This is a genomic window from Streptomyces sp. NPDC037271 (genome assembly GCF_055603605.1).
In genome coordinates this window covers 58,383-80,162 of sequence record NZ_JBVJVN010000020.1, presented here as the reverse complement: position 1 = coordinate 80,162, position 21,780 = coordinate 58,383, and the positions used below count along the sequence as shown (strand labels likewise).

Here is a 21,780-nt window from a genome sequence, read left to right as displayed (position 1 = left end):
CCGCTCATGTCCGCGCCCGCGCCCCGCGCCCGCGGCTGAGTCACGCCCCGCGCACACGTTTCTCCCCGGATCACCACCCCACCGCGCGTCGCCACCGTGCATCGCCACCGCGAGAACCGTGCCGCGTTCCGAAGGACCCAAGACCCCGAAGAACAACGCCCCGTGCCCGGCGCACATCACCGCGCCGCGCACTCGACAGTGACGGAAACCCACGTGATCACCACATCGGGCCTCACCAAGGTCTACCGCTCGGGCGGCCGCGAGGTCACCGCCCTGGACGGCGTCGATCTGCACGTCCGCGAGGGCGAGGTCTACGGCGTCATCGGCCAGTCCGGCGCCGGAAAGTCCTCGCTCATCCGCTGCGTCAACCTCCTGGAGCGTCCCACCGCCGGCACGGTCACCGTCGCCGGGCAGGACCTCACCGCGCTCGCCGGCCGCGGCCCCCGCGCCGGCAAGGAGCTGCGGCAGGCGCGCAGCCGTATCGGCATGGTCTTCCAGCACTTCAACCTGCTCTCCTCACGGACGGTGCGGGACAACGTCGAACTGCCGCTGGAGATCCTCGGCAAGTCCGGGCAGGAACGTTCCCGCAAGGCGCTGGAACTGCTCGACCTCGTCGGTCTCGCCGACAAGGCGGGGGCCTACCCCGCCCAGCTCTCCGGCGGACAGAAGCAGCGCGTCGGCATCGCCCGCGCCCTGGCCGGCGACCCCAAGGTCCTGCTCTCCGACGAGGCCACCAGCGCCCTCGACCCGGAGACCACCCGCTCCATCCTCCAGCTGCTGCGCGACCTGAACCGGCAGCTCGGCCTGACCGTCCTGCTGATCACCCACGAGATGGACGTCGTCAAGAGCGTCTGCGACTCGGCCGCCCTCATGGACCGGGGCCGCATCGTCGAGTCCGGCACGGTCGGCGAGCTGCTCGCCACCCCGGGCTCCGAGCTGGCAGCCGCCCTCTTCCCGGTCGGCGGCGACGCGTCCGGCGACGACCGCACCGTCCTCGACGTCACCTTCCACGGCGACGCGGCCACCCAGCCGGTCATCTCCCAGCTGTCCCGCACCTACAACATCGACATATCGATCCTCGGTGCCGCCATCGACACCGTCGGCGGCCTCCAGGTCGGCCGGATGCGCATCGAACTGCCCGGCGGCTACGAGGACAACGTCGTGCCCGTCGGCTTCCTGCGCGAACAGGGCCTCCAGATCGACGTGATCGACGACGAGCCGTCCCTGCTGGTGAAGGAAGGTGCCAAGTGACCTGGTCCGAGATGCAGCCCCTGCTGGAGCAGGCCTGTCAGGAGACCTTGATCATGGTCGGCTGGTCCACCCTGATCGCCGTGGTCGGCGGACTCCCGCTCGGCATCCTGCTGGTGCTGACCGACAAGGGCGGCCTGCTGCAGAACACCGTGGTGAACAAGGTCATCGGCCAGGTCGTGAACATCGGCCGCTCGCTGCCGTTCATCATCCTCATGGTCGCGCTGATGAACTTCACCCGCTGGATCACCGGCACCACCATCGGCAGCGAGGCCGCGATCGTGCCGCTGGCCATCGGCGGCATCCCCTTCTTCGCGCGCCTGGTCGAGACCGCCGTGCGCGAGGTCGACGGAGGGCTCGTCGAGGCCGTCCAGGCCATGGGCGGCAACACCTGGACCGTCGTACGCAAGGTCCTGGTCCCCGAGGCGCTCCCGTCGCTGATCGCCAGCACCACCACCACGATCATCGCCCTCATCGGCTACTCCGCCATGGCCGGCACCGTCGGCGGCGGCGGACTCGGCGACCTCGCCGTCCGCTACGGATACAACCGCTTCGAGTCCGGCCTGATGTGGGTCACCGTCGCGATCCTCGCCGTCGTCATCTCGCTCATCCAGTTCGCCGGCGACGCCACGGCCCGCGCGCTGCACCGCCGCGGCGGACGCTCGGGCGCCGCGCCCCGGCTGCGGCTGCTGAAGGCCAAGGAGCCGTCGGCACCCGACGTGCGCAAGGCCGCGTAAGCCGCCACCCGCGTTCCCCCACACCCCCCGTACCACCCGAGACGGGGTCGCACCACCTCAGGAAAGGCACTTTTCGTGCGTAACACCGCCAAGTTCACCACCGCCGTCCTCGCCGCCGGAGCCCTCACCCTCGGGCTCACCGCCTGCGGCTCGGACAAGGACGCCGCCTCCGACACCTCCGGCCCGCTGGTCGTCGCCGCCAGCCCGGTCCCGCACGCCGAGATCCTCAACTACGTCAAGGACAACCTGGCGTCGAAGGCGGGCCTCGACCTGGAGGTGAAGGAGGTCACCGACTACGTCACGCCGAACACGTCGACGGAGGACGGCTCGGTGGGCGCCAACTTCTTCCAGACCAAGCCCTACCTCGACGACTTCAACCAGAAGCGCGGCACGCACATCGTGTCCGTCGTCGACGTGCACCTGGAGCCCCTCGGCCTCTACTCGAACAAGGTCGACAAGGCCGCGGACCTGAAGAACGGTGCGACCGTCGCCGTCCCGAACGACACCGTCAACGAGGGCCGCGCCCTCCAGCTCCTCGCCGCCAACGGGCTCATCACCCTCAAGGACGGCGTCGGCACCACGGCGACCCCCGCGGACATCACCAAGAACCCGAAGAACCTCAAGTTCAAGGAGCTGGAGGCGGCGACCACGCCGCGCTCCCTGAACGACGTCGACGCCGCGGTCGTCAACGGCAACTACGCCATCGAGGCCGACCTCAAGCCGGCCGAGGACGCTCTCGTCCTGGAATCCGCCAAGGGCAACCCGAACAGCAACCTGCTGGCTGTCAAGGAGGGCCAGGAGGACGACCCGCGGGTGAGGAAGCTCGCGGAGCTGCTCACGTCGCCCGAGGTGAAGAAGTTCATCGAGGACACGTACGACGGCGCCGTCCTGCCCTCCTTCTGACCGCACCGCCCGCACCGCACCGCCCGCACCCACGGGGGTCCACCCGGTACGGGGTCCGCTCCGAACCGGGGCGGACCCCGTGGTGCGGTTGCGTGCTCGCATGCTGCATGCTGGGCAGTTCGAGCAGGCCCTGACGGTCACACAGGTTACGGAGCGGCGCATGACGAGCACCTTCCCCAACATCTCCATCAGCACGGAGCGGTTGGTGCTGCGCCCCCTCGACGAGGACGACGTCCCCGCCCTCACCGCGATGATGAACGACGAGCAGGTCGCCGCCTGGACCCACGTCCCGCAGCCCTTCACCGAGCAGGGCGCACGCACCTGGATCGGCGAGTACGCCCCCGCCGAGCGCACGGCCGGCCGGGGCCTCGACCTCGCGGTCACCGAGTTCCTCACCCAGCGGCTGGTCGGCATCGTCCAGCTGACCAAGACCGACTGGCACGTACGGTCCACCGAACTGTCGTACATCGTCGCGCCCTGGGCCAGGGGCGAGGGCTACGCCTCCGAGGCGGCGCTCGCCACCGCCCAGTGGCTCTTCGGCGACCAGAAGTTCGAACGCATCGAGCTGCGCACGGCCGCCGACAACGCCGCCTCCCAGCAGGTCGCCCAGAAGATCGGCTGCATCAGCGAGGGCGTCCTGCGCAACGCCTGCATAGCCCGCGTCCGCACCGACGACGGGGCCTGGACGGACATACGCACCGACTTCATCGTGTGGAGCCTGCTGCCGGAGGACCTCGAGGGCGCGGCCGGGCAGCTGACCGACGCGGACGGTTTCACCACGTTCACCGACTGGAACTGATCCACGGGGGCCGACTCCGCCACCGCCCCGCCCCCAGGCCGCACCAGGTACCCTCACGGGGCGCGCCGCGTACGGTTCCGCGACCACGACCTGCGAAAACCCTGGAGACTGACGACGATGGCCGACCGGGTCACGGTGATCGGCTGGGACGGCTCGCCGCTGACCGCCGCGGCACGCTCCGCACTGGGCGCCGCCACACTGGTGGCCGGCGCGGCCCACCACCTGGCACTTCCCGAGGTACCGCCCGCCGCCGAACGCATCCGCCTCGGCAGCGTCGCCCTCGCCGCCCGCCGCATCGCCGGCCACCGCGGCACGGCGGTCGTCCTCGCCGACGGCGACCCCGGCTTCTTCGGCGTCGTACGCACGCTGCGGGCCCCCGAGTTCGGCCTGGAGGTCGAAGTCGTCCCGGCGGTCTCCTCCGTGGCCACCGCCTTCGCCCGCGCCGGTATGCCCTGGGACGACGCCCATGTGGTCGTCGCCCATCCCCGCACCCTGCGACGCGCGGTGAACGTATGCCGGGCCCACACCAAGGTCGCGGTCCTCACCTCCCCCGGCGCCGGACCGGCCGAACTCGGCCTGCTGATGGACGGCGTCCACCGCACGTTCGTCATCTGCGAGGAACTCGGCACCATCCGCGAACGGGTCACCGTCGTCACCTCCGACAAGGCCGCCGACCACACCTGGCGCGACCCGAACGTCGTCATCGTCGTCGGCGGGAGCGTCGGTCCCGGAACCGCGACCGACGGCGCCGGCTGGATCGCCGGCCGCGACCCCGCCGCCGGGCCACGCGGCTGGGCCCTGCCGGCCAAAACGTACGGCGGCGAACTCGGCGAGGGCGAGACCGACCTGCTCCGCACGGCCCAACTCGCCCGGCTCGGGCCGCGCCTCGGCGACCTCGTGTGGGACATCGGCTGCGGCGGTGGCGCCTTCGCCACCGAGGCCGCCCGCGGCGGCGCCGCCGTCATCGCGGTCGACCGCGACGCGGACGCCTGCGCCCGCACCGAGGCCACCGCACGTCACTTCGGTACCCAGCTCCAGGTCGTGCACGGGACGGCCCCGCACGTCCTGGAGGACCTCCCCGAACCCGACGTCGTCCGCGTCGGCGGCGGGGGAGCGGCCGTGGTCTCCGCGGTCGCCGACCGGCGGCCGCAGCGCATCGTCGCGCACGCCGCGACCCGTGACGCGGCCGAACTCGTCGGCAGGGACCTGACGGAGCACGGCTACCGGGTCGAGTGCGCTCTGCTGCAGTCCGTCGGGCTCGACACCCGGGCCTGGACGGAGACGGAGCGGAGCGTCGCGTTCCTGCTCAGCGGGGAGATTCTGCGGCGCGAAGCGCCTCGTTGAGGGGTGGTGGCCGGGCGACGGGCGGGACTCCCGGACCGCGCCCCGTGATCGGGTTGTCGTACCGCGCGGGGTAGGCTGGCGGATTGTTGTACCGCACTCGGACACCCGGCCACTCGCCGGTCAATGTCCGTAGAAACCGGTCCGTTCCGGGCTGGGAGCGGTACGGCAGAACCGGAGGACGCGCAACGTGGCGCAGTCCACAGCGGGCCGTCGCGGATCAAGCTGTCGTGACGGGGGAAGGACCGCGACAATGCCACTCAATGGCTTTGTCGTCTTTTCCGGCGGGTCGTTCGTGCCGCTGGGCACGCACGCTCGTTCTTCACTGCGGGGCGGTCGGTGCGCCGTCCCGGGTGTAGCTGGTCGTAGAAGCACTAACCGATGGGCGAGGGGTTACGCATGACCGACACCGGCCAGATCCCGGGCGAGGGGCTGCCGGAGAACGCAGGCATGGTGGAGCAGCCGGGCGTCCCCGCACCCGGCGCGTACACCTACCTCTCCGAGACCACCGCCGAGGACGAGGACCTGTTGTTGCTGCCGGGAGCCCAGAGTGCCTGGGGCAACGAGGTCGCGCCACCCGCGCCGGAGCCGGTCGTCGAGACCGTGCACCAGCCGGGCCCGCACGAGATGTCCGGCCGCGACAGCGGTTCGGTCGACCTCGGCGGCGTCCGCCTGCCCGACCCGGCGCCGGCGTCCGCCCCGGTTCCGCCGCGCAGGCCGCTGCACCTCGGCCCGCCGATCCCCGACACCTCCGCGAGCCCGGTCCGCTCCCTCGCCGACCGCGGCCCGGCCGACGCGCCGGTCCGGCATGCCGGGCCGCAGACCGCCGGTCCCGAGTACCTCGACGCCCGACAGGCCGCCGCGATGCCGCCGCAGGGGGCGGCTCCGTGGGGCGCGCAGGCCGCTCCGCAGGCCCCGCAGGCCGCTCCGCAGGCCCCGCAGGCCGCGGAGGCTCCAGTGAACGCCGGGGCCGTGCATGCGGAAACGGTTGCTCCGGTACCGGAACCGGCGTCGGTACAGGTGCCCGAGCCGGTGGGCGCGGCCCAGGCGCTCGTGACCCGCGTGGCGACCGAGGCCGTGGCGGCGACGGGCGGGGCGGCCGGCGAGGCCGAGGCCCGGGCCGGGGACGCACCTGCCCTTGCCGAGGCGCAGCCCGAGACCGTGGCCGGCGATGGCGGCGACGACGGCTCCGATGCCGTGCCGGCCAACGACGTGACGTACGGCCCGAAGTCACCGACCGCCAGTGACGAGGCGCACGAGCCCGTGGCCGTGGCCGAGGCGGTGGCGGGCGAGGGGCCCGCACCGGCCTCCGTCGCGCCGCCCGCCCCCGCGGCCGAAGCGGAGCAGGCCGCCGGGCCCGCCCCGGCCCCCGGCCCGGCGGAGGAACCCGTTCCGGCCCCCGGAGCGGGCACGCCGGAGCCCGCGACCGAGTCCGTCCAGGCTGCCCCACCCGCCCAGGAGGCCGCAGAGCAGCCGGTGCCGGAGGAAGCCCCGGCGGCGGCCGAGGAGGCCACCGAGGCACCCGGACCCGAGCCCGTCCAGGCGGTGGAGCCGGCCGAGGCTCCCGAGCCGCAGGAAGCCCCGCCCGCCGACGCAGCCGTGGCCCGGGACGTCCAGGCACCCGACGTGGCCGCCCCGGAGCCCGCGGAACCCGAGCCCTCCCCAGAGGTACCGGCCGCCACCGAGCAGCCGGCACCGGCAGGGGATGCGGCCGTGCAGCCCGGGCCGGAGGCACAGTCCGTCCCGGTGGAGGCCGTGCAGCCGCGGCCGGACGCGCAGTCGTCGGCAGCGCAGGAAGCAGCCGTCCCGCAGTCCGCGCCCCAGGACGCTGTTGTGTCGCAGTCGGACGTCCAGTCGGCCCCGCAGGATGCCGCCGCCCCGCAGCCGGCACCGGCAGGGGATGCGGCCGTGCAGCCCGGGCCGGAGGCGCAGCCCGCCCCGGCGGAGGCCGTGCAGCCGCGGCCGGACGCGCAGTCGTCGGCAGCGCAGGAAGCAGCCGTCCCGCAGTCCGCGCCCCAGGACGCCGCCGTGCCGCAGCCGGACGTCCAGTCGGCCCCGCAGGATGTCGCCGTGCCGCAGCCGGACGTCCAGCTGGCCCCGCAGGACGCCTCCGTGCCGCAGCCCGATGTCCAGCCGGCCCCGCAGGATGCCGCCGCCCCGCAGCCGGACGTCCCCTCGGCCCCGCAGGACGTCACCGCACCGCACCCGGACGCCGAGCCCGCAGCCCAGGATCAGCCGGGCGTCCCGTCCGCAGCCCAGGACCGGCCGGACGTCCCGCCCGCCGCCCACTCGCCCGTCCCGCAGCACGCTCAGGGCCCCCAGTCCCTGATGAACGCCGGTGTACCCCAGGAAGCGGACCCGCACCACAGTGCCCCCGTGCCCGCGGAAACCGACGCGGCGCCCACGGGCACCGCGCCCGTGCCCGCGGAAACCGACGCGGCGCCCGCGGGCACCGGCCGGCCGGAGGCGGTCCGCCCCGACCGGCCCGTGGGGCAGCACCCCGACGACTCCGCAGGCCGGTTCGTACCGGTCGACGGCGGTCAGGTACCCACCACCCCGCGCCTCGCCCCGACACAGGCCGAAGCCCTCGTCCACCCTCCGCGAGCCCAGGCGGCCGCGCAGGCGCCGGGCCCCGTCGCCACGGTCCCCGCCCCGCGCGAAGCCGACCCGGAACTCCTCCAGACCGCCGACGACCTGGACACCCACGCCGCCGCCGACCAGGAAGACCTCGCGGCCGAGGCGGCGCAGGCCGGCCAGGCGCACCAGGAAACCGGCGAGAACCAGGAAGTCCCGCACGACATGAGCACGGCCGCGGTGGCGGAAGCACGGCGGTCCGCCGGCCCGGCGGCACCCGCCTACGACGACGCCGAACGGGCGGCCGTCCTGAAGGTCATGCGCGAACGCCGTGACATCCGCAACGGCTTCCGCAGCGACCCCATCCCCCACGAGGTGCTGCTCCGCGTCCTGGAGGCCGCCCACACCGCGCCCTCCGTCGGCCACTCGCAGCCCTGGGACTTCGTCGTCATCCGCTCCGCCGACACGCGCCGCACCATGCACGAACTGGCGACGCGTCAGCGGGAGGCGTACGCGAAGTCCCTCCCCAAGGGCCGGGCCAAGCAGTTCAAGGAACTGAAGATCGAGGCCATCCTCGACACCCCGGTCAACATCGTCGTCACCGCCGACCAGACCCGCGGCGGCCGGCACACCCTCGGCCGGCACACGCAGCCGCAGATGGCGCCGTACTCCTCCGCGCTCGCCGTCGAGAACCTCTGGCTCGCCGCCCGCGCCGAGGGCCTCGGCGTCGGCTGGGTCAGCTTCTTCGACGAGCGCGAGATGGTCCGCGCCCTCGGCCTGCCCGAGCACCTGGACGTCGTCGCGTACCTGTGCGTGGGCTACGTCGACGAGTTCCCGGACGAGCCCGAGCTGATGCAGGCGGGCTGGTCGAAGCGACGCCCGCTGTCGTGGGTCGTGCACGAAGAGACGTACGGCCGACGCGCCCTGCCCGGAGAGGACCCCCACGACCTGCTTGCCGAGACCGTCGCACAGATCCGCCCGCTCGACGCCAAGGCGCTCGGTGAGGCCTGGGAGCGGCAGAAGCGCATGACCAAGCCGGCCGGCGCGCTCGGCATGCTGGAGATCATCTCCGCCCAGCTCTCCGGCCTGTCCCGCCAGTGCCCGCCGCCGATCCCGGAGCCCGCGGCCGTCGCGGTCTTCGCCGGTGACCACGGGGTGCACGCCCAGGGCGTCACCCCCTGGCCGCAGGAGGTCACCGCCCAGATGGTGGCCAACTTCCTGGGCGGGGGAGCGGTCTGCAACGCCTTCGCCACCCAGGTCGGCGCCGAGGTGTGCGTCGTGGACGTCGGGGTCGCCACCGACCTGCCCGCCACGCCGGGCCTGCTGCCCCGCAAGGTCCGCGCGGGCACGTCCGACATGACCGCCGGCCCCGCGATGACCCGCGAGGAGGCCAAGCAGGCCATCGAGGTCGGCATCGAGACCGCCCGCGACCTGGTCGCGGCCGGCAACAAGGCGCTGCTCACCGGCGAGATGGGCATCGCCAACACCACCGCGTCCGCCGCGCTCATCTCCGTCTTCACCGGCGCGGACCCGGCCGAGGTCACCGGCCGGGGCACCGGCATCAACGACGAGACCCTGGTCCGCAAGACCGAGGTCGTACGCCGGGCGATCGAGCTGCACCAGCCCGACCCCGCCGACCCGATCGGCGTCCTCGCCGCGGTCGGCGGTTTCGAACACGCGGCCATGGTCGGCCTGCTGCTCGGCGGAGCCTCCCTGCGCACGCCGGTGATCCTGGACGGCGTCAGCGCCGGCGCCGCCGCCCTGGTGGCCCGCGCCATCGCCCCCGAGGTCCTCGCGGCCTGCATCGCCGGCCACCGCAGCGCCGAGCCCGGCCACGTCGCAGCCCTCAACAAGCTCGGCCTGCGCCCGCTGGTCGACCTGGACCTCCGCCTCGGCGAGGGCACCGGGGCGCTGCTCGCCCTGCCGATGGTGCAGAGCACCGCGCGGGCGATGCACGAGGTCGCGACGTTCGACTCGGCGGGCGTCACCGAGAAGTAGCCCCGCGGCGGGGGAGGGGCGGCACGGCGCAGAACCGGCGCCGCCCCGCCCCCGCTGTACGGCGAACCGCCCCACCGCGCACCGCGGGTCCCCGGGCCACTGTGCGTCCGCGCGCCTCACGGATACCCGCGCATCCACACGTCTCATAGAATCCGCACGTCAGGGCCGCTCCAGAGCCGCAGCGCCCACCGCACCGCCAGGACGAGGAGCCCTCCCTCATGGCCGAACACCCCGCCTACCCCGTAGGCCTCCGCCTCACCGGCCGTCGCGTGGTCGTCCTCGGCGGCGGTCAGGTCGCCCAGCGCCGCCTGCCCGCCCTCATCGCGGCGGGAGCCGACATCCGCCTCGTCTCGCCCGAGGCGACCCCGTCGGTCGAGGCCATGGCGGACGCGGGCGAGATCGCCTGGGAACGTCGCGCCTACGCGGAAGGCGACCTCGCGGACGCCTGGTACGCCCTGATCGCCACCAGCGACACCGAGGCCAACGCCGCCGCGTCCGCCGAGGCCGAGCGCCACCGCGTGTGGTGCGTCCGGTCCGACGACGCGGACCGGGCCACGGCCTGGACCCCGGCGACCGGCCACAGCGAGGGCGTCACCGTCGCCGTGCTCACCACGAACGCGCGCGGCCGGGATCCCCGCCACACCGCCGCCATCCGCGACGCGGTGGTGGAGGGCCTGCGCGACGGCACCCTCGTCGCCCCGCACCACCGCACGCGCACCGCCGGAGTCGCCCTGGTCGGCGGCGGCCCCGGTGACCCGGACCTGATCACCGTCCGGGGCCGCCGCCTGCTCGCCGAGGCCGACGTCGTCATCGCCGACCGGCTCGGCCCCCGCGACCTGCTCGCCGAGCTGCCGCCGCACGTCGAGGTCATCGACGCGGCGAAGATCCCGTACGGCCGTTTCATGGCCCAGGAGGCCATCAACAACGCGCTGATCGAGCACGCCAAGCAGGGCAAGGCGGTCGTACGGCTGAAGGGCGGCGACCCGTTCGTCTTCGGCCGGGGCATGGAGGAGGCCCAGGCACTGGCCGAGGCGGGCATCCCGTGCACCGTCGTCCCCGGCATCTCCAGCTCCGTCTCGGTCCCGGGCGCGGCCGGCATCCCGGTCACCCACCGGGGCGTCGCCCACGAGTTCACCGTGGTCAGCGGGCATGTCGCCCCCGACGACGAGCGCTCCCTGGTCGACTGGCCGTCCCTCGCCAAACTCACCGGCACGCTCGTGATCCTCATGGGCGTCGACAAGATCGGCAGGATCGCCGAAACCCTCGTCGCGCACGGCAAGTCCCCCGAGACCCCGGTCGCCCTCGTCCAGGAGGGCACGACGGCCGCCCAGCGCCGCGTGGACGCCACCCTCGCCACGGTCGCCGAGACGGTCGTCGCGCAGGAGGTCAGGCCGCCCGCCGTCATCGTCGTCGGCGAGGTCGTCGGCGTCGGCCCGCACGGGACGGCGTGACATGACCGACCTGATCACGATCGACGACCCCGACGACCCGCGCCTGCACGACTACACCGGCCTGACCGACGTCGAACTGCGCCGCCGGCGCGAACCCGCCGAGGGCCTGTTCATCGCCGAGGGCGAGAAGGTCATCCGGCGGGCCGGCGAGGCCGGCTACGCGATGCGGTCGATGCTGCTCTCCGCCAAGTGGGTCGACACCATGCGCGACATCATCGACGAGGCGCCCGCCCCGGTGTACGTCGTCGACCCGGCGCTCGCCGAACGGGTCACCGGCTACCACGTGCACCGCGGCGCGCTCGCCTCCATGCAGCGCAAGCCGCTGCCCGCGGTGGCCGGCCTGCTGCCCACCGCCCGCCGGGTCGTCGTCATGGAGTCGGTCAACGACCACACCAACATCGGCGCCGTCTTCCGCTCCGCCGCCGCCCTCGGCATGGACGCGGTCCTGCTCTCCCCGGACTGTGCGGACCCCCTGTACCGGCGCAGCGTGAAGGTGTCGATGGGCGCCGTCTTCTCCGTACCGTACGCCCGCCTGGACACCTGGCCGGCCGGTCTGGAGACGGTCCGTGAGGCGGGCTTCACGCTCCTCGCCCTCACCCCCGACGAACGGGCCGAGCCTCTCGACGAGGTCGCCCCGCACCGGATGGACCGGGTGGCCCTCATGCTGGGCGCCGAGGGCGACGGCCTGTCCCGGCGGGCCCTGGCGGCGTCCGACACGTGGGTCCGCATCCCGATGTCCCACGGCGTCGACTCCCTCAACGTGGGCGCGGCGGCAGCGGTCGCCTTCTACGCGGTGGCGACGGGCCGGCCCTCGGCCTAGAAGGCCGCCGGCCACCCGAGCACAGGAGCCGCAACGCGCTCGGCCGCTGCGGCTTCAACCCCCCCGGCGTTCCCCAAGGCCCTACAGCCCGAGGCCCTACAGCCCGGGAGCCTGCCGTCCGGGAGCGTCACCCCGTACGTCCACCTGTACCTGCTGCGTCCGAACGCCGTTCCGGTCGTCGCCGAGCCCCTGCGACGGCCCCTGGCAGCCCTGTGCGGCGGCGATGCCCAGCGCGACCAGCAGTGTCACGACCACGAACACGAACAGGCGCTGCCGCAGCAGCCGCGGGTTGGCGGGCCGCCGCCATCCGGTCCCGGTGGTCCTCGGCGCCGTACGGCCGGCTCCGCCGCGCGGCGCGGGCCGGCCGCCGCTGTCGTTGCGGGAGGTGTTCCGGCCGGTGTTGTTGCGGGAGGCGGGCGTGGGCCGTGACCCGGACCGTGCGCCCGCTCCGCCGCCGCGCGAGGCGCCCGTGCCCCGGGCGGCGGACCCGTTGCGCGACGGCGTGCCACCACGCGAGGGGGCGCCACCGCGTGACGGGTCGCCACCGCGCGCGGACCCCGGCCCCCGGCCCGCCCCGGACGTGTTCCGCGGTGCGGGCGTGCCCGGTGCGCCCGGCCGGCCCTGCGGACGCCGCTGACCACGCTCCGGATAGGTGTCGGCGAGCCGCCCCGTTGGCCGGTCGGCCTCCGAGCTGCGCGGCGCGGGCGGCCGCACGTCGGCCAGGCCCTGGGCTTCCCGGGTGGCGATCTCCTTGAGCCGCAGCGACAGTTGCAGGGTGCTGGGGCGTTCCTCGGGGTCCTTGGCCAGGCACGCCCGCACCAGCGGGGCGATGGCGTCGGGGACACCCTGCAGATGGGCCTCCTCGTGCACCACGCGGTAGAGCATCACCTCGGAACTGCCGTGACCGAAGGGCGAGTCGCCCATCGACGCGTACGCCAGTGTGGCGCCGAGCGAGAACACGTCCGTGGCCGGCGTGACCGCCGCCCCGCGCACCTGCTCCGGCGCGAGGAAGCCGGGGGAGCCGACCGCGGTGCCGACGTGGGTGAGTGTCGAGGCGCCCGTCGCCCAGGCGATGCCGAAGTCGATGATCCGCGGTCCCTTCGGGGACAGCAGGATGTTGGACGGTTTGAGGTCCCGGTGCACCACACCGGCCTCGTGCACCGCGACCAGTCCCTCGGACAGGGCGGCGCCCACGGCGGCGACGTCCGCCGCGCCGAGCGGCCCCCCGTCGACGACCTTGTCGTGCAGGGAGGGGCCGGGCACGTACTGCGTGGCGAACCAGGGACGCTCCGCGTCCAGATCCGCGGCGACCAGCCGCGCGGTGCAGCCACCGCGGATGCGCCGGGCGGCCGAGACCTCGCGGGCGAACCGTGAGCGGAACTCCTGGTCCTCGGCCAGATCAGGCCGGATGACCTTCAGCGCGACCCGCTGCCCCTTCTTGTCGGAGCCCAGGTAGACCACGCCCATTCCACCCGCGCCGAGCCGCCTGTGAAGCCTGAACGAGCCGACGACGCGCGGGTCCTCGCGCCTCAGGCGCATCATCGCCATGTTCATCCCCGCTGCCCGGTCCCTGTGACGTGCCACAGCTTACGTTTCCACGGCCGTCCGCGCGCAGAGGCCGCGCCCTCTCGGAGCGACGGATTGTCAGTGCGGGACGGGAGAGTTGGGATGCGGCCGGGGAACGGGGGAGCGGGCCGGCCCCGACCCGTCGGGGCGTCCAATCGGCCTCCGTGGGACGGGCATTGGACCAGGAGGGGACGTCCAAGACGACACGGTCGAAGACGCCGTGGAGACGCCCCGCACCCGCGGCGTGGTGGCGGGCGCGGCCCCGCGCCGGCCGGGGGCGGGGGCGCGCGGGGAGTCGGCGGAAGTGAGCGATGTCACCGGACGGCGCGGAGATACCGGGGCACGGCGGGCGCCCTCTCCGGGAAGACCCCGAGACCCGGGCCCCGGTCTCCACCCAGGGGAGTACACCGCAGGTCATGGCTCATCCTCCGGGAGGCCCGGCATTCGGTACGAGGGCATGACGTCGGGCGATCGCCGGACGCCTAGATTTGAGGTCAAGCGGCGGGTGCAGCACTCGTCCCCCGAGGTCGGACGCCCGCCGCTGCCCAAGACAACGGAATCGGTCAGGAGAGGGACCATGGCCCAGACGGTACCGCGGACGCTGGTCCGCACACGGGAAAGCCGCCGTCAGGGACGCCGTCACCCCTTGGTGGCGACGCTCATGGCCCTGCCCCTGGCGGCCCTGCTCCTCCTCGTCTTCGACGGGTGGGAGACGGTGGCCACACAGGCGTCGTCCGTGGGTGTGATGCTGGGGCGCTGAGCGGCGACCCCAGGCCCGGAAGAGCGGTCCGGGCGGGGACATCCATCCATGAAACCCCGTGGGGACGGGGGTGCGGCGGACGGCAAAATGCCGGCGCAGCTGGGGAGCTGCGCCGGCATTGCTTTTGCCGCCGAGGCCGACGGCGGAGGGGCGGGCGGACCCCTGCGTACTCTCACCCGGTGACCACGGACGCCCTCCTCCCCGCTCTCGCCGCCCGCGTCAGGGCGGCGGCCCACGCCCGTACCCCGGCCTGCCCCTGCGGTGCGACCACCCTCTCGGCCCCGGCTCTGCCCGCCGCGGCCCTCGCCGACGCCACCCTCGCCGACCGCCCCGACGCCACCGTCGTCCGGCACGCCGGCACCGTGGCCAAGGCCCATGCGGTGGACGCCGACCCCGCGGAGCTGGCCCTCCGTGTCACCGTCGCCGCCCGGCTCCCCGGCATCCTGCTGCCCCCGCTCGGCCCGACGCCCGTCACCCTGCACGGACGGCTCGTCACCTATTGGCCGTACGGCACCCCCGTGGACCCGGAGGACCCGGACGCGGCGCCCTGGGAGGCCGCGGCCACCCTGCTCGCCCGCCTCCACCGGACGCCGGCCCCCGCCGCCGTACCTCCCATGCGGGGCCCCGCGAAGGCGGCCGATGCCGTCGCCCGCCTCCGGGCCGCCGCCCCGCGCCACCCCGCCACCGCTCCCGTACTGCACGCCTGGGCCGCTCTCCCCGACTGGGCCCGGGGCGAGTCCGCCATGCCGGACACCACCACCCTCTGCCACGGCGACCTCCACCTCGGCCAGCTCATACGCCACCCCGCGCCCGAAGGCCCCTGGCTGCTGATCGACGTCGACGACCTCGGCACCGGCGTTCCGGCCTGGGATCTGGCCCGCCCGGCGGCCTGGTACGCCTGCGGGCTGCTCGCGCCCGACGAGTGGCACCGCTTCCTGACCGCCTACCGCACGGCCGGCGGCCCGGCCGTGCCGCCCGACGTGGACCCCTGGACCGCACTGGACGTTCCGGCCCGCGCCCTCACCGCGCAGACCGCCGCCCGGGCCGTCACCAAGGCGGTCGCGGCGGGCCGGGGCCTGGACGAGGTGGAACAGTCACTGGTCGACGCGTGCGCGCGGATGGCTTCCGTCCGCCCCTGAGCCCCGCGCGGTCGAGTCGAAGTTCCGCGACGTAGGGTGCAACCGACCCGCAGCCGGGCAGAGTCTGTCCTGGCGACACGCGAAGCAGGACCGACCGGCGAGGAGTTGAGCCGAGCATGCAGTGCCCCAAGTGCCACGCACCGATGCACACCTACAACCGCAACGGCGTTCAGATCGAGCAGTGCAGTGGCTGCCGCGGGATCTTCCTCGACTACGGCGAGCTGGAGTCGCTGACCCGCCTGGAGGCCCAGTGGTCCCAGCCCGCTCCGCCGCCCCCTCCCGCCGCCCCGCAGGCCTACCCGGCCGCTCCGGCTCCCGCCTGGGGCGCCCCGCACGCCGGCCACGGCCACCACGGTCACCACCGTCAGAAGGGCTTCGGCCGCATGCTCTTCTCCAGCTGAGCCGGCAGATCCGACTGATCCGGCTGAGCCGACTGATCCGGCTGAGCCGGGCTGGTCCAGGCTGATCCGGATCGTCGGCTCAGCCCGGGTACGACCCGAGCACGGCACGAGCACGGGACGACGAAGCCCCCGACCGTACGAGACGGCCGGGGGCTTCGCTGGATGTGGACGATACTGGGATTGAACCAGTGACCTCTTCCGTGTCAGGGAAGCGCTCTCCCGCTGAGCTAATCGTCCTGGGAGTGCTGCGTGCGCGATACTGGGATTGAACCAGTGACCTCTTCCGTGTCAGGGAAGCGCTCTCCCGCTGAGCTAATCGCGCGGGGATCCTTGCGGATCAGTGGACGATACTGGGATTGAACCAGTGACCTCTTCCGTGTCAGGGAAGCGCTCTCCCGCTGAGCTAATCGTCCTTGGAGGTGGAGACGGGATTTGAACCCGTGTAGACGGCTTTGCAGGCCGTTGCCTCGCCTCTCGGCCACTCCACCAGGAGTGCAGAAGGCCCGGGAGGCCCCCTGTTCCTGCGAGCGGACGACGAGGTTCGAACTCGCGACCTCAACCTTGGCAAGGTTGCGCTCTACCAACTGAGCTACGTCCGCCTGTCGGTTCGGTCCGCTTCCGCGTCCCGGCGACGTCATGAACTCTAGCGGATTCCGGGGCCAGCACAAAAACGCGTTTGCGCAGCGTGCTGCGGTGCCTCCGCTCGCGGACCTGGTCAGGGCACCCGGAAGGACACGTTCGGGCCACCTGGGAGTCACCGGCCTAGACTCGACCACGTGCTCGACCTCCCTCCCCTCGCCCGCTTCGGCGACCGGCTCGCCACCGGCCTCCTCGACGTCACGAGCGACCCCGCCGCCCTCGACTCGAGGGGTTTCTGGGCCGTCTGCGCGGACTTCGAGTCCCGCCTGACCTGCGCACGCTTCGCGGAGGTGCGGACGGAGCCGGTACCGGCACCGGTCCCGGGCGGGTGGCGGGGACCGGCCGCCGGTGACTGGACGACCTCCCTCGACCGCGCCGCGTACACGGCGGCCGTACGGCGCATCCGCGAGCACATAGCCGCCGGCGAGGTCTATCAGGCCAACCTCTGCCGGGTGCTCTCGGCGCCCGTCGCCGCCGGCGCCGACGTGGACGCCCTCACCGCCCTGCTGGCCCGCGGCAACCCGGCGCCGTACGCCGGAACGATCCGGTTGCCCGGGCACGGCGTCGAGATCGCCACCGCGTCGCCCGAGCTGTTCCTGCGCCGGGACGGCCGGACCGTCGAGTCCGGGCCGATCAAGGGCACCGGGCGGACCGAGGCGGACCTGCTGGAGAAGGACTACGCCGAGAACGTGATGATCGTGGACCTGGTCCGCAACGACATCGGGCGGGTCTGCGCCACGGGGACCGTGACCGTGCCCGACCTGTGCGCCGTCGAGAAGCACCCGGGTCTCGTGCACCTGGTGTCGACCGTGCGCGGCGAGCTGCGCGCGGACGTCGGCTGGCCGGAGCTGCTCGACGCGGCCTTCCCACCGGGATCCGTCACCGGCGCACCCAAGTCGAGCGCCCTGCGGATCATCGACGCGCTGGAGACCGTGCCCCGGGGCCCGTACTGCGGGGGGATCGGCTGGGTCGACGCCGACCGGGGGACCGGGGAGCTGGCCGTCGGCATCCGCACCTTCTGGATCGACCGCGCCGCGGGGCTGCTGCGCTTCGGCACCGGCGCCGGCATCACCTGGGGGTCCGACCCCGAGGGGGAGTGGCGGGAGACCGAACTCAAGGCGTCCCGGCTGCTCGCGGTAGCGTCGGGCGCGTACGAGGCGAACGGAAGCGGAGAGGCGCTACTGACGTGAAGATCTGGCTCGACGGCGGGCTGCAGGACCTGGAGTCCGCCCGCGTCTCCGTCCTCGACCACGGGCTGACCGTGGGCGACGGCATCTTCGAGACGGTGAAGGCGGTGGACGGCAGGCCGTTCGCGCTGACCCGGCACCTCGACCGGCTGACCCGCTCGGCCCGCGGCCTGGGTCTGCCCGACCCCGACCTCGACGAGGTGCGCCGCGCCTGCGCCGCCGTCCTCGAGGCCAACCCCATGCCCCTGGGCAGGCTGCGCGTCACCTACACCGGCGGCCACGGCCCGCTGGGCTCCGACCGCGGCGAGCACGGCCCGACCCTCGTCGTCGCCCTCGGTGAGAGCGGCCGCCGCCCCGACTCCACGGCCGTCGTCACGGTGCCCTGGACCCGCAACGAGCGCGGCGCCCTCACCGGCCTGAAGACCACCTCCTACGCCGAGAACGTCGTCGCCCTCGCCCGTGCCCGCGAACGGGGCGCCACCGAGGCACTGTTCGGCAACACGGTGGGGCAGCTGTGCGAGGGCACCGGGTCGAACGTCTTCGTCGTCCTCGACGGCGAGATCCACACCCCGCCGGTCGCCTCCGGCTGCCTCGCCGGAATCACCCGCGCCCTGGCCGTCGAGTGGACCGGCGCCCGGGAGACCGACCTCCCGCTGGACGTCCTGGACCGCGCCGACGAGGTCTTCCTGACCTCCACACTCCGCGACGTCCAGGCCGTGCACCGCGTCGACGACCGCGAACTCCCGGGCGCCCCGGGCCCGGTGACCGCCAAGGCCATGCGGATCTTCGAGGAGCGGTCCGGGGACGACCTGGATCCGTGACCGCGGATATTCGGCTGCACTTCGCATCCCCGGCGGGTAGAACACCCGTGATGACCACGACCCTGCGGCCGACCGAGCCGCTTCAGCGCGCCGCCGACGGGACGCGTTCACGCCGCTACCAGGTGTGCGTGAACGGCCGTCCCGCCGGCGCGATACACCTCGGCACCTCGCGCGCCTTCGGCGGCTCGGTGGCCGTCATCCACAAGCTGCGCATCGACGAACCGGACCGCCGGCGCGGCCGGGGCACGGTGGCCGCCCTCGCGGCCGAGGAGATCGCGCGCGGCTGGGGCTGCCGGCAGATCGAGGCGAGCGTCGCCCCCGACGCCGAGGCGGGCCGGCGACTCGCCTCGGCGCTCGGCTACGTCCTGCGCACCCGCGGCATGACCAAGCCGCTCGGCGACACGCCGCCCGCCCTGCCCGAGGGCAGCCGCGCACGGCCCATGCGACCGGACGAGTTCGAGGCCTGGCGTGTCTACGAGTCGGAGCAGTACGCCCGGACCTGGATCGAGCGGGGAGTGCCCGAGGCCGAGGCGTACGCCAAGGCGCGCAGCGATCACGAGACGCTGCTGCCACAGGGGCTGGACACCGAGAACATGCTGTTCAGCGTGTTGGAGCACGAGGGGACGCGGGTCGGCGTCCTGTGGCTGGCGCTGAGCGAGGACCGGGCCTACGTCTTCGACGTCGAGGCCGAGGCCGCCCACCGGGGCCGGGGGCACGGCCGTACGCTGATGCTGCTGGCCGAGACCCAGGCGATCGCCGCGGGCCGGCCACTGATCGGCCTCAACGTCTTCGCGGGCAACACCGCGGCCGAACGGCTCTACGAGTCGCTCGGTTACGGGACCACGCGGTACAGCTTCTACAAACCGTTGTAGCGGCGGCGGGCGGGGGCGGCCGCCGGTCAGTCCGGCTGCCCGGCCAGCAGCCGGTCCGCGATCTCCTCGACGCGCTCGCGCAGTCCCTCCTGGCTCTTGCCGCCGTCGAGGCGCTCGCCGCCGATCACGTACGTGGGGGTGCCGGTCACGCCGATCGCCTTGCCTTCGGCCTGGTCGGCGTCGACGATCAGGATGTGCCGGCCGTCGATCAGCGCCGTGTCGAACTCCTCGGCGTCCAGTCCCAGTTCCCGGGCCACCTCGACCAGGAGGGCTTCGCCCTTGCGGTCCAGCTCCGCGACCCGCTCCAGCACGGCCTCCGCGTACGGCCATCCCAGCCCCTGGGCCACGGCCTCCTCGGCGGCCTGGGCGGCGGCGAAGGAGTGCCTGTGCTTCTCCAGCGGGAAGTGCCGCAGGCGCAGCTCCAGACGGTCGCCGTAGCGGGCGCGCAGCGCGCGGAGGTCGTCCAGGGCGGTGTGGCAGTCCGGGCACTGCAGCTCGCACCAGACGTCGAGGACGGGCGGGGCGGGACGGGCGGGGGAGGAGTCGCTCATGGCCCCCATTCTCCCAGCCCACGGGAGGGCGCCCCGACCACCGGCGTGCGGCGGTCACCGGCACCTGGGAAGGAGCCGACCCCTGAATCTCCCTGATCTCGGGCCGGAGCATGGCCTCACGGCGCTCGGACGGTGCAGGATGGAAGGGACAGAAGTACTCATGCCGACCCGAGCCCAGCCTGGAGGACCGGATGATTGCCGAGACCGTCTGCTCCGCGGTGTCCGCGGCCGGCCTGGGCATCGCGGCGATCACCGCGTACCGCAGGCGTTTCCTCACCGCGGCCCGTATCGCCGCCTACTCACTCGTGCCGATCGGTCTGGTGATGACCGGGGTCGTCGAGTGGCTGGCCGACACGGCCTTCAGCCCGGTGGCCTGGGCCGGCTTCGCGGTGCTGGGTGTGTCCTGGCTCCTCTTCATGACCACGCGCACCGTGGAACGCCGTCGCGGCGGCACCCGCAAGGAACGCAAGGAGGCCCGCGCCGCGGCACGGCGCGACGCCGTCGCCCCGGCGGCCTCGGAACCCTCCCTCGGTCCCGGGACCCGGCCGACGCCCCGGCCCGCGTCCCGTCCGGCGAACACGTCCCGCGGCGAGGACGACTTCAGCGACATCGAGGCGATTCTGAAGAAGCACGGTATTTGACCCCGCGCCGTCGGCTGCCCTTCTCCACGGCATAGTGGTCCGAGCGCGTCATCGCGCGCTCCGGAACGGTCACAACATGAACCGGACATCACGGAATTCAGGGAACTCCCGGTCGAAACGGGCGTGTTGATCGCTTGGGCCCTGGACGCTGCGTCATGATCGCGGCGAGATGCAGGACACCACTCAGCTGGATGCCCAGCTGGACACGAGACAGAGCGAAACCGCGCCAACGCAGAGCGAACCGCGCGGCTGCCTCTTCGCCCTTTCCCAGCCACCGCTCATGATCTTCCTTGCGGTGATCGGGTGTCTGCTGCTCATGGCCGCGTTGCATGACCTGCTGTTGCTGTGAGCCGTACCCGCGTTCCCCGGCGCCACCCGCCGGGGACCGCGTCGCCATCGAGCACCGGATGTCCGTGCCGGACCGGGAACGGCGAGTCAGCCGGCCGCTTCCTTGCGCCGGGCGCGGTAGGCGGCCACGTGCAAGCGGTTTCCGCATGTGCGGCTGTCGCAGTACCGCCGGGAGCGGTTCCGGGAGAGGTCGACGAAGGCGCGGCGGCAGTCGGGGGCCTCGCACCGCCGAAGCCGCTCCTGTTCCCCGGCGACGACGAAGAACGCCAGGGCCATTCCGCAGTCGGCGGCCAGGTGGTCGGCGATGGAGGCGCCGGGCGCGAAGTAGTGGATGTGCCAGTCGTAGCCGTCGTGGTCGGTGAGCCGGGGCGTGGTTCCGGCTGCGGCGACCAAGTCGTTGATCAGTCCCGCCGCGGTCCGCGCCTCGGGTGCCGCGAAGACCGCCGCGAACCGGCCGCGGATCTTGCGCACCGCCGAGAGGTCGAGTTCCGAGAGCACGCCGACGTCGCTGATTTCGTGCTTTCCCACAAATTCCTGGAGGGCCGCGACATCCGGCAGTCCGTCCGGCGCCGATTCGTCCTCCGGCATGGTGTTCACCAGATCCACCACGGTGTCGAGGGCGCACCGGGCGTCGTGGGTGATCAGCACATTTCGCTCCCTGGCTGGGGTCGGGCGGGCGCCCGCCGATGCTGGCCGATGGTAGTGGCTTCCGCGGCGGGCGAACCCGGCTCGCACGCCGGTCCCCGCCGTCGGCTGCACGTAACAACGGTGGCTGGCCGGCCTTCGTTCCCCGGCGGGAGCTGGCGGGAGCTGGCGGGAGCTGGCGGGAGCTGGCGGGAGCTGGCGGGAGCTGGCGGGAGCTGGCGGGAGCTGGCGGGAGCTGGCGGGAGCCGGCGGGAGGCGGCAGGGGCCGTGGGAGGTCGTGGGAGGCCGTGGGGGGGGGGGGGGGGGGGGGGGGGGGGGGGGGGCAGTCCGGGGCCCACC

19 protein-coding genes and 5 tRNA genes are annotated in these 21,780 nt (G+C 73.7%); 16 read left to right on the top strand and 8 right to left on the bottom strand.

The genetic code is table 11. The features are described from left to right. Positions 1–213 precede the first annotated feature (213 nt). The 8 genes from ACZ7G3_RS27165 to ACZ7G3_RS27130 all read left to right on the top strand — a co-directional run bounded on the left by ACZ7G3_RS27165 (position 214) and on the right by ACZ7G3_RS27130 (position 11,871). Complete coding sequence (locus ACZ7G3_RS27165; RefSeq protein WP_470928602.1) at positions 214–1,251, top strand: methionine ABC transporter ATP-binding protein; 1,038 nt, start codon at positions 214–216, stop codon at positions 1,249–1,251. Then, complete coding sequence (locus ACZ7G3_RS27160) at positions 1,248–1,985, top strand: methionine ABC transporter permease (RefSeq protein WP_470928601.1); 738 nt, start codon at positions 1,248–1,250, stop codon at positions 1,983–1,985. The genes ACZ7G3_RS27165 and ACZ7G3_RS27160 overlap by 4 nt, the downstream gene beginning before the upstream one ends. A 75-nt stretch (positions 1,986–2,060) precedes the next feature. Next, entirely contained in the window at positions 2,061–2,888 is an 828-nt protein-coding gene (locus tag ACZ7G3_RS27155; RefSeq protein WP_470928600.1) for a MetQ/NlpA family ABC transporter substrate-binding protein, read from the top strand. A gap of 160 nt (positions 2,889–3,048) precedes the next feature. Next, a complete protein-coding gene (locus tag ACZ7G3_RS27150) occupies positions 3,049–3,687 on the top strand; it encodes a GNAT family N-acetyltransferase (RefSeq protein ID WP_470928599.1) in 639 nt (212 codons plus the stop codon). A 117-nt stretch (positions 3,688–3,804) separates the two neighbouring features. Continuing rightward, on the top strand, positions 3,805–5,031 hold the full coding sequence (cbiE, locus tag ACZ7G3_RS27145; protein WP_470928598.1) for a precorrin-6y C5,15-methyltransferase (decarboxylating) subunit CbiE: 1,227 nt from the start codon (positions 3,805–3,807) through the stop codon (positions 5,029–5,031). A gap of 396 nt (positions 5,032–5,427) precedes the next feature. Continuing rightward, a complete protein-coding gene (cobT, locus tag ACZ7G3_RS27140) occupies positions 5,428–9,600 on the top strand; it encodes a nicotinate-nucleotide--dimethylbenzimidazole phosphoribosyltransferase (RefSeq protein ID WP_470928597.1) in 4,173 nt (1,390 codons plus the stop codon). Between the two features lie 218 nt (positions 9,601–9,818). Next, complete coding sequence (cobA, locus tag ACZ7G3_RS27135) at positions 9,819–11,051, top strand: uroporphyrinogen-III C-methyltransferase (protein ID WP_470928596.1); 1,233 nt, start codon at positions 9,819–9,821, stop codon at positions 11,049–11,051. Position 11,052: 1 nt separating this feature from the next. Then, positions 11,053–11,871, top strand: coding sequence for a TrmH family RNA methyltransferase (locus tag ACZ7G3_RS27130; protein ID WP_426600827.1), 819 nt, complete (start codon positions 11,053–11,055; stop codon positions 11,869–11,871). Between the two features lie 96 nt (positions 11,872–11,967). On the opposite strand, the gene ACZ7G3_RS27125 is transcribed toward ACZ7G3_RS27130, so the two are convergent. Next, positions 11,968–13,425: a serine/threonine-protein kinase gene (locus ACZ7G3_RS27125; protein ID WP_426600857.1), complete on the bottom strand. Its 1,458-nt coding sequence runs from the start codon at positions 13,423–13,425 to the stop codon at positions 11,968–11,970. Between the two features lie 589 nt (positions 13,426–14,014). On the opposite strand from ACZ7G3_RS27125, the gene ACZ7G3_RS27120 reads away from it, so the two are divergent. The 3 genes from ACZ7G3_RS27120 (at position 14,015) to ACZ7G3_RS27110 (ending at position 15,737) form a co-directional block, all read left to right on the top strand. After that, positions 14,015–14,197, top strand: a complete 183-nt coding sequence (locus ACZ7G3_RS27120; RefSeq protein ID WP_279565064.1) for a hypothetical protein — start codon at positions 14,015–14,017, stop codon at positions 14,195–14,197. Between the two features lie 179 nt (positions 14,198–14,376). Next, on the top strand, positions 14,377–15,336 hold the full coding sequence (locus ACZ7G3_RS27115; RefSeq protein ID WP_470928595.1) for a phosphotransferase family protein: 960 nt from the start codon (positions 14,377–14,379) through the stop codon (positions 15,334–15,336). Between the two features lie 116 nt (positions 15,337–15,452). Then, positions 15,453–15,737, top strand: coding sequence for a TFIIB-type zinc ribbon-containing protein (locus tag ACZ7G3_RS27110; protein ID WP_426518768.1), 285 nt, complete (start codon positions 15,453–15,455; stop codon positions 15,735–15,737). Between the two features lie 165 nt (positions 15,738–15,902). Here ACZ7G3_RS27110 and ACZ7G3_RS27105 read toward each other — a convergent pair. From ACZ7G3_RS27105 to ACZ7G3_RS27085, 5 genes are all read right to left on the bottom strand, one after another. After that, a tRNA-Val gene (locus tag ACZ7G3_RS27105) sits at positions 15,903–15,974 on the bottom strand. Positions 15,975–15,987: 13 nt separating this feature from the next. Continuing rightward, positions 15,988–16,059, bottom strand: a tRNA-Val gene (locus tag ACZ7G3_RS27100). Between the two features lie 19 nt (positions 16,060–16,078). Further along, positions 16,079–16,150 (bottom strand) — tRNA-Val (locus ACZ7G3_RS27095). Between the two features lies 1 nt (position 16,151). Beyond that, a tRNA-Cys gene (locus ACZ7G3_RS27090) sits at positions 16,152–16,225 on the bottom strand. A 38-nt stretch (positions 16,226–16,263) separates the two neighbouring features. Continuing rightward, a tRNA-Gly gene (locus ACZ7G3_RS27085) sits at positions 16,264–16,336 on the bottom strand. Positions 16,337–16,513: 177 nt separating this feature from the next. Here ACZ7G3_RS27085 and ACZ7G3_RS27080 point away from each other — a divergent pair. The 3 genes from ACZ7G3_RS27080 to ACZ7G3_RS27070 are packed head-to-tail and all read left to right on the top strand — an operon-like array spanning position 16,514 to position 19,256. Beyond that, positions 16,514–17,566 (top strand): chorismate-binding protein, encoded by a 1,053-nt coding sequence (locus tag ACZ7G3_RS27080; protein ID WP_470928594.1) that lies wholly within the window; start codon positions 16,514–16,516, stop codon positions 17,564–17,566. Further along, positions 17,563–18,384, top strand: coding sequence for an aminotransferase class IV (locus tag ACZ7G3_RS27075; protein ID WP_470928593.1), 822 nt, complete (start codon positions 17,563–17,565; stop codon positions 18,382–18,384). The genes ACZ7G3_RS27080 and ACZ7G3_RS27075 overlap by 4 nt, the downstream gene beginning before the upstream one ends. Before the next feature lie 50 nt (positions 18,385–18,434). Continuing rightward, positions 18,435–19,256 carry a GNAT family N-acetyltransferase gene (locus ACZ7G3_RS27070; protein ID WP_426600823.1) on the top strand — a complete coding sequence of 274 codons (822 nt, stop codon included), beginning with the start codon at positions 18,435–18,437 and terminating at the stop codon, positions 19,254–19,256. A 26-nt stretch (positions 19,257–19,282) separates the two neighbouring features. Here the strand turns inward: ACZ7G3_RS27070 and ACZ7G3_RS27065 are convergent, their stop codons facing one another. Then, positions 19,283–19,807: a DsbA family protein gene (locus ACZ7G3_RS27065; RefSeq protein WP_426600822.1), complete on the bottom strand. Its 525-nt coding sequence runs from the start codon at positions 19,805–19,807 to the stop codon at positions 19,283–19,285. A 191-nt stretch (positions 19,808–19,998) separates the two neighbouring features. Here ACZ7G3_RS27065 and ACZ7G3_RS27060 point away from each other — a divergent pair, with 191 nt between their 5' ends. Together ACZ7G3_RS27060 and ACZ7G3_RS27055 are read left to right on the top strand one after the other, a co-directional pair. Beyond that, the gene (locus ACZ7G3_RS27060; RefSeq protein ID WP_426518778.1) at positions 19,999–20,448 is read left to right on the top strand and encodes a hypothetical protein; all 450 of its coding nucleotides are present in this window, start codon (positions 19,999–20,001) and stop codon (positions 20,446–20,448) included. 169 nt (positions 20,449–20,617) lie between these two features. Next, positions 20,618–20,797: a hypothetical protein gene (locus tag ACZ7G3_RS27055; RefSeq protein WP_426600820.1), complete on the top strand. Its 180-nt coding sequence runs from the start codon at positions 20,618–20,620 to the stop codon at positions 20,795–20,797. Positions 20,798–20,883: 86 nt separating this feature from the next. On the opposite strand, the gene ACZ7G3_RS27050 is transcribed toward ACZ7G3_RS27055, so the two are convergent. After that, a complete protein-coding gene (locus ACZ7G3_RS27050) occupies positions 20,884–21,444 on the bottom strand; it encodes a CGNR zinc finger domain-containing protein (protein ID WP_470928592.1) in 561 nt (186 codons plus the stop codon). Positions 21,445–21,780: the final 336 nt, after the last annotated feature.

Coding starts and splice junctions, on each gene's coding strand:
- ACZ7G3_RS27130 (WP_426600827.1), top strand. CDS start 11,053: ATGACCGACCTGATCACGATCGACGACCCCGACGACCCGCGCCTGCAC.
- ACZ7G3_RS27055 (WP_426600820.1), top strand. CDS start 20,618: ATGCAGGACACCACTCAGCTGGATGCCCAGCTGGACACGAGACAGAGC.
- ACZ7G3_RS27070 (WP_426600823.1), top strand. CDS start 18,435: ATGACCACGACCCTGCGGCCGACCGAGCCGCTTCAGCGCGCCGCCGAC.
- cobA (WP_470928596.1), top strand. CDS start 9,819: ATGGCCGAACACCCCGCCTACCCCGTAGGCCTCCGCCTCACCGGCCGT.
- ACZ7G3_RS27125 (WP_426600857.1), bottom strand. CDS start 13,425: ATGAACATGGCGATGATGCGCCTGAGGCGCGAGGACCCGCGCGTCGTC.
- ACZ7G3_RS27060 (WP_426518778.1), top strand. CDS start 19,999: ATGATTGCCGAGACCGTCTGCTCCGCGGTGTCCGCGGCCGGCCTGGGC.
- ACZ7G3_RS27110 (WP_426518768.1), top strand. CDS start 15,453: ATGCAGTGCCCCAAGTGCCACGCACCGATGCACACCTACAACCGCAAC.
- ACZ7G3_RS27120 (WP_279565064.1), top strand. CDS start 14,015: ATGGCCCAGACGGTACCGCGGACGCTGGTCCGCACACGGGAAAGCCGC.
- ACZ7G3_RS27150 (WP_470928599.1), top strand. CDS start 3,049: ATGACGAGCACCTTCCCCAACATCTCCATCAGCACGGAGCGGTTGGTG.
- ACZ7G3_RS27065 (WP_426600822.1), bottom strand. CDS start 19,807: ATGAGCGACTCCTCCCCCGCCCGTCCCGCCCCGCCCGTCCTCGACGTC.
- cbiE (WP_470928598.1), top strand. CDS start 3,805: ATGGCCGACCGGGTCACGGTGATCGGCTGGGACGGCTCGCCGCTGACC.
- cobT (WP_470928597.1), top strand. CDS start 5,428: ATGACCGACACCGGCCAGATCCCGGGCGAGGGGCTGCCGGAGAACGCA.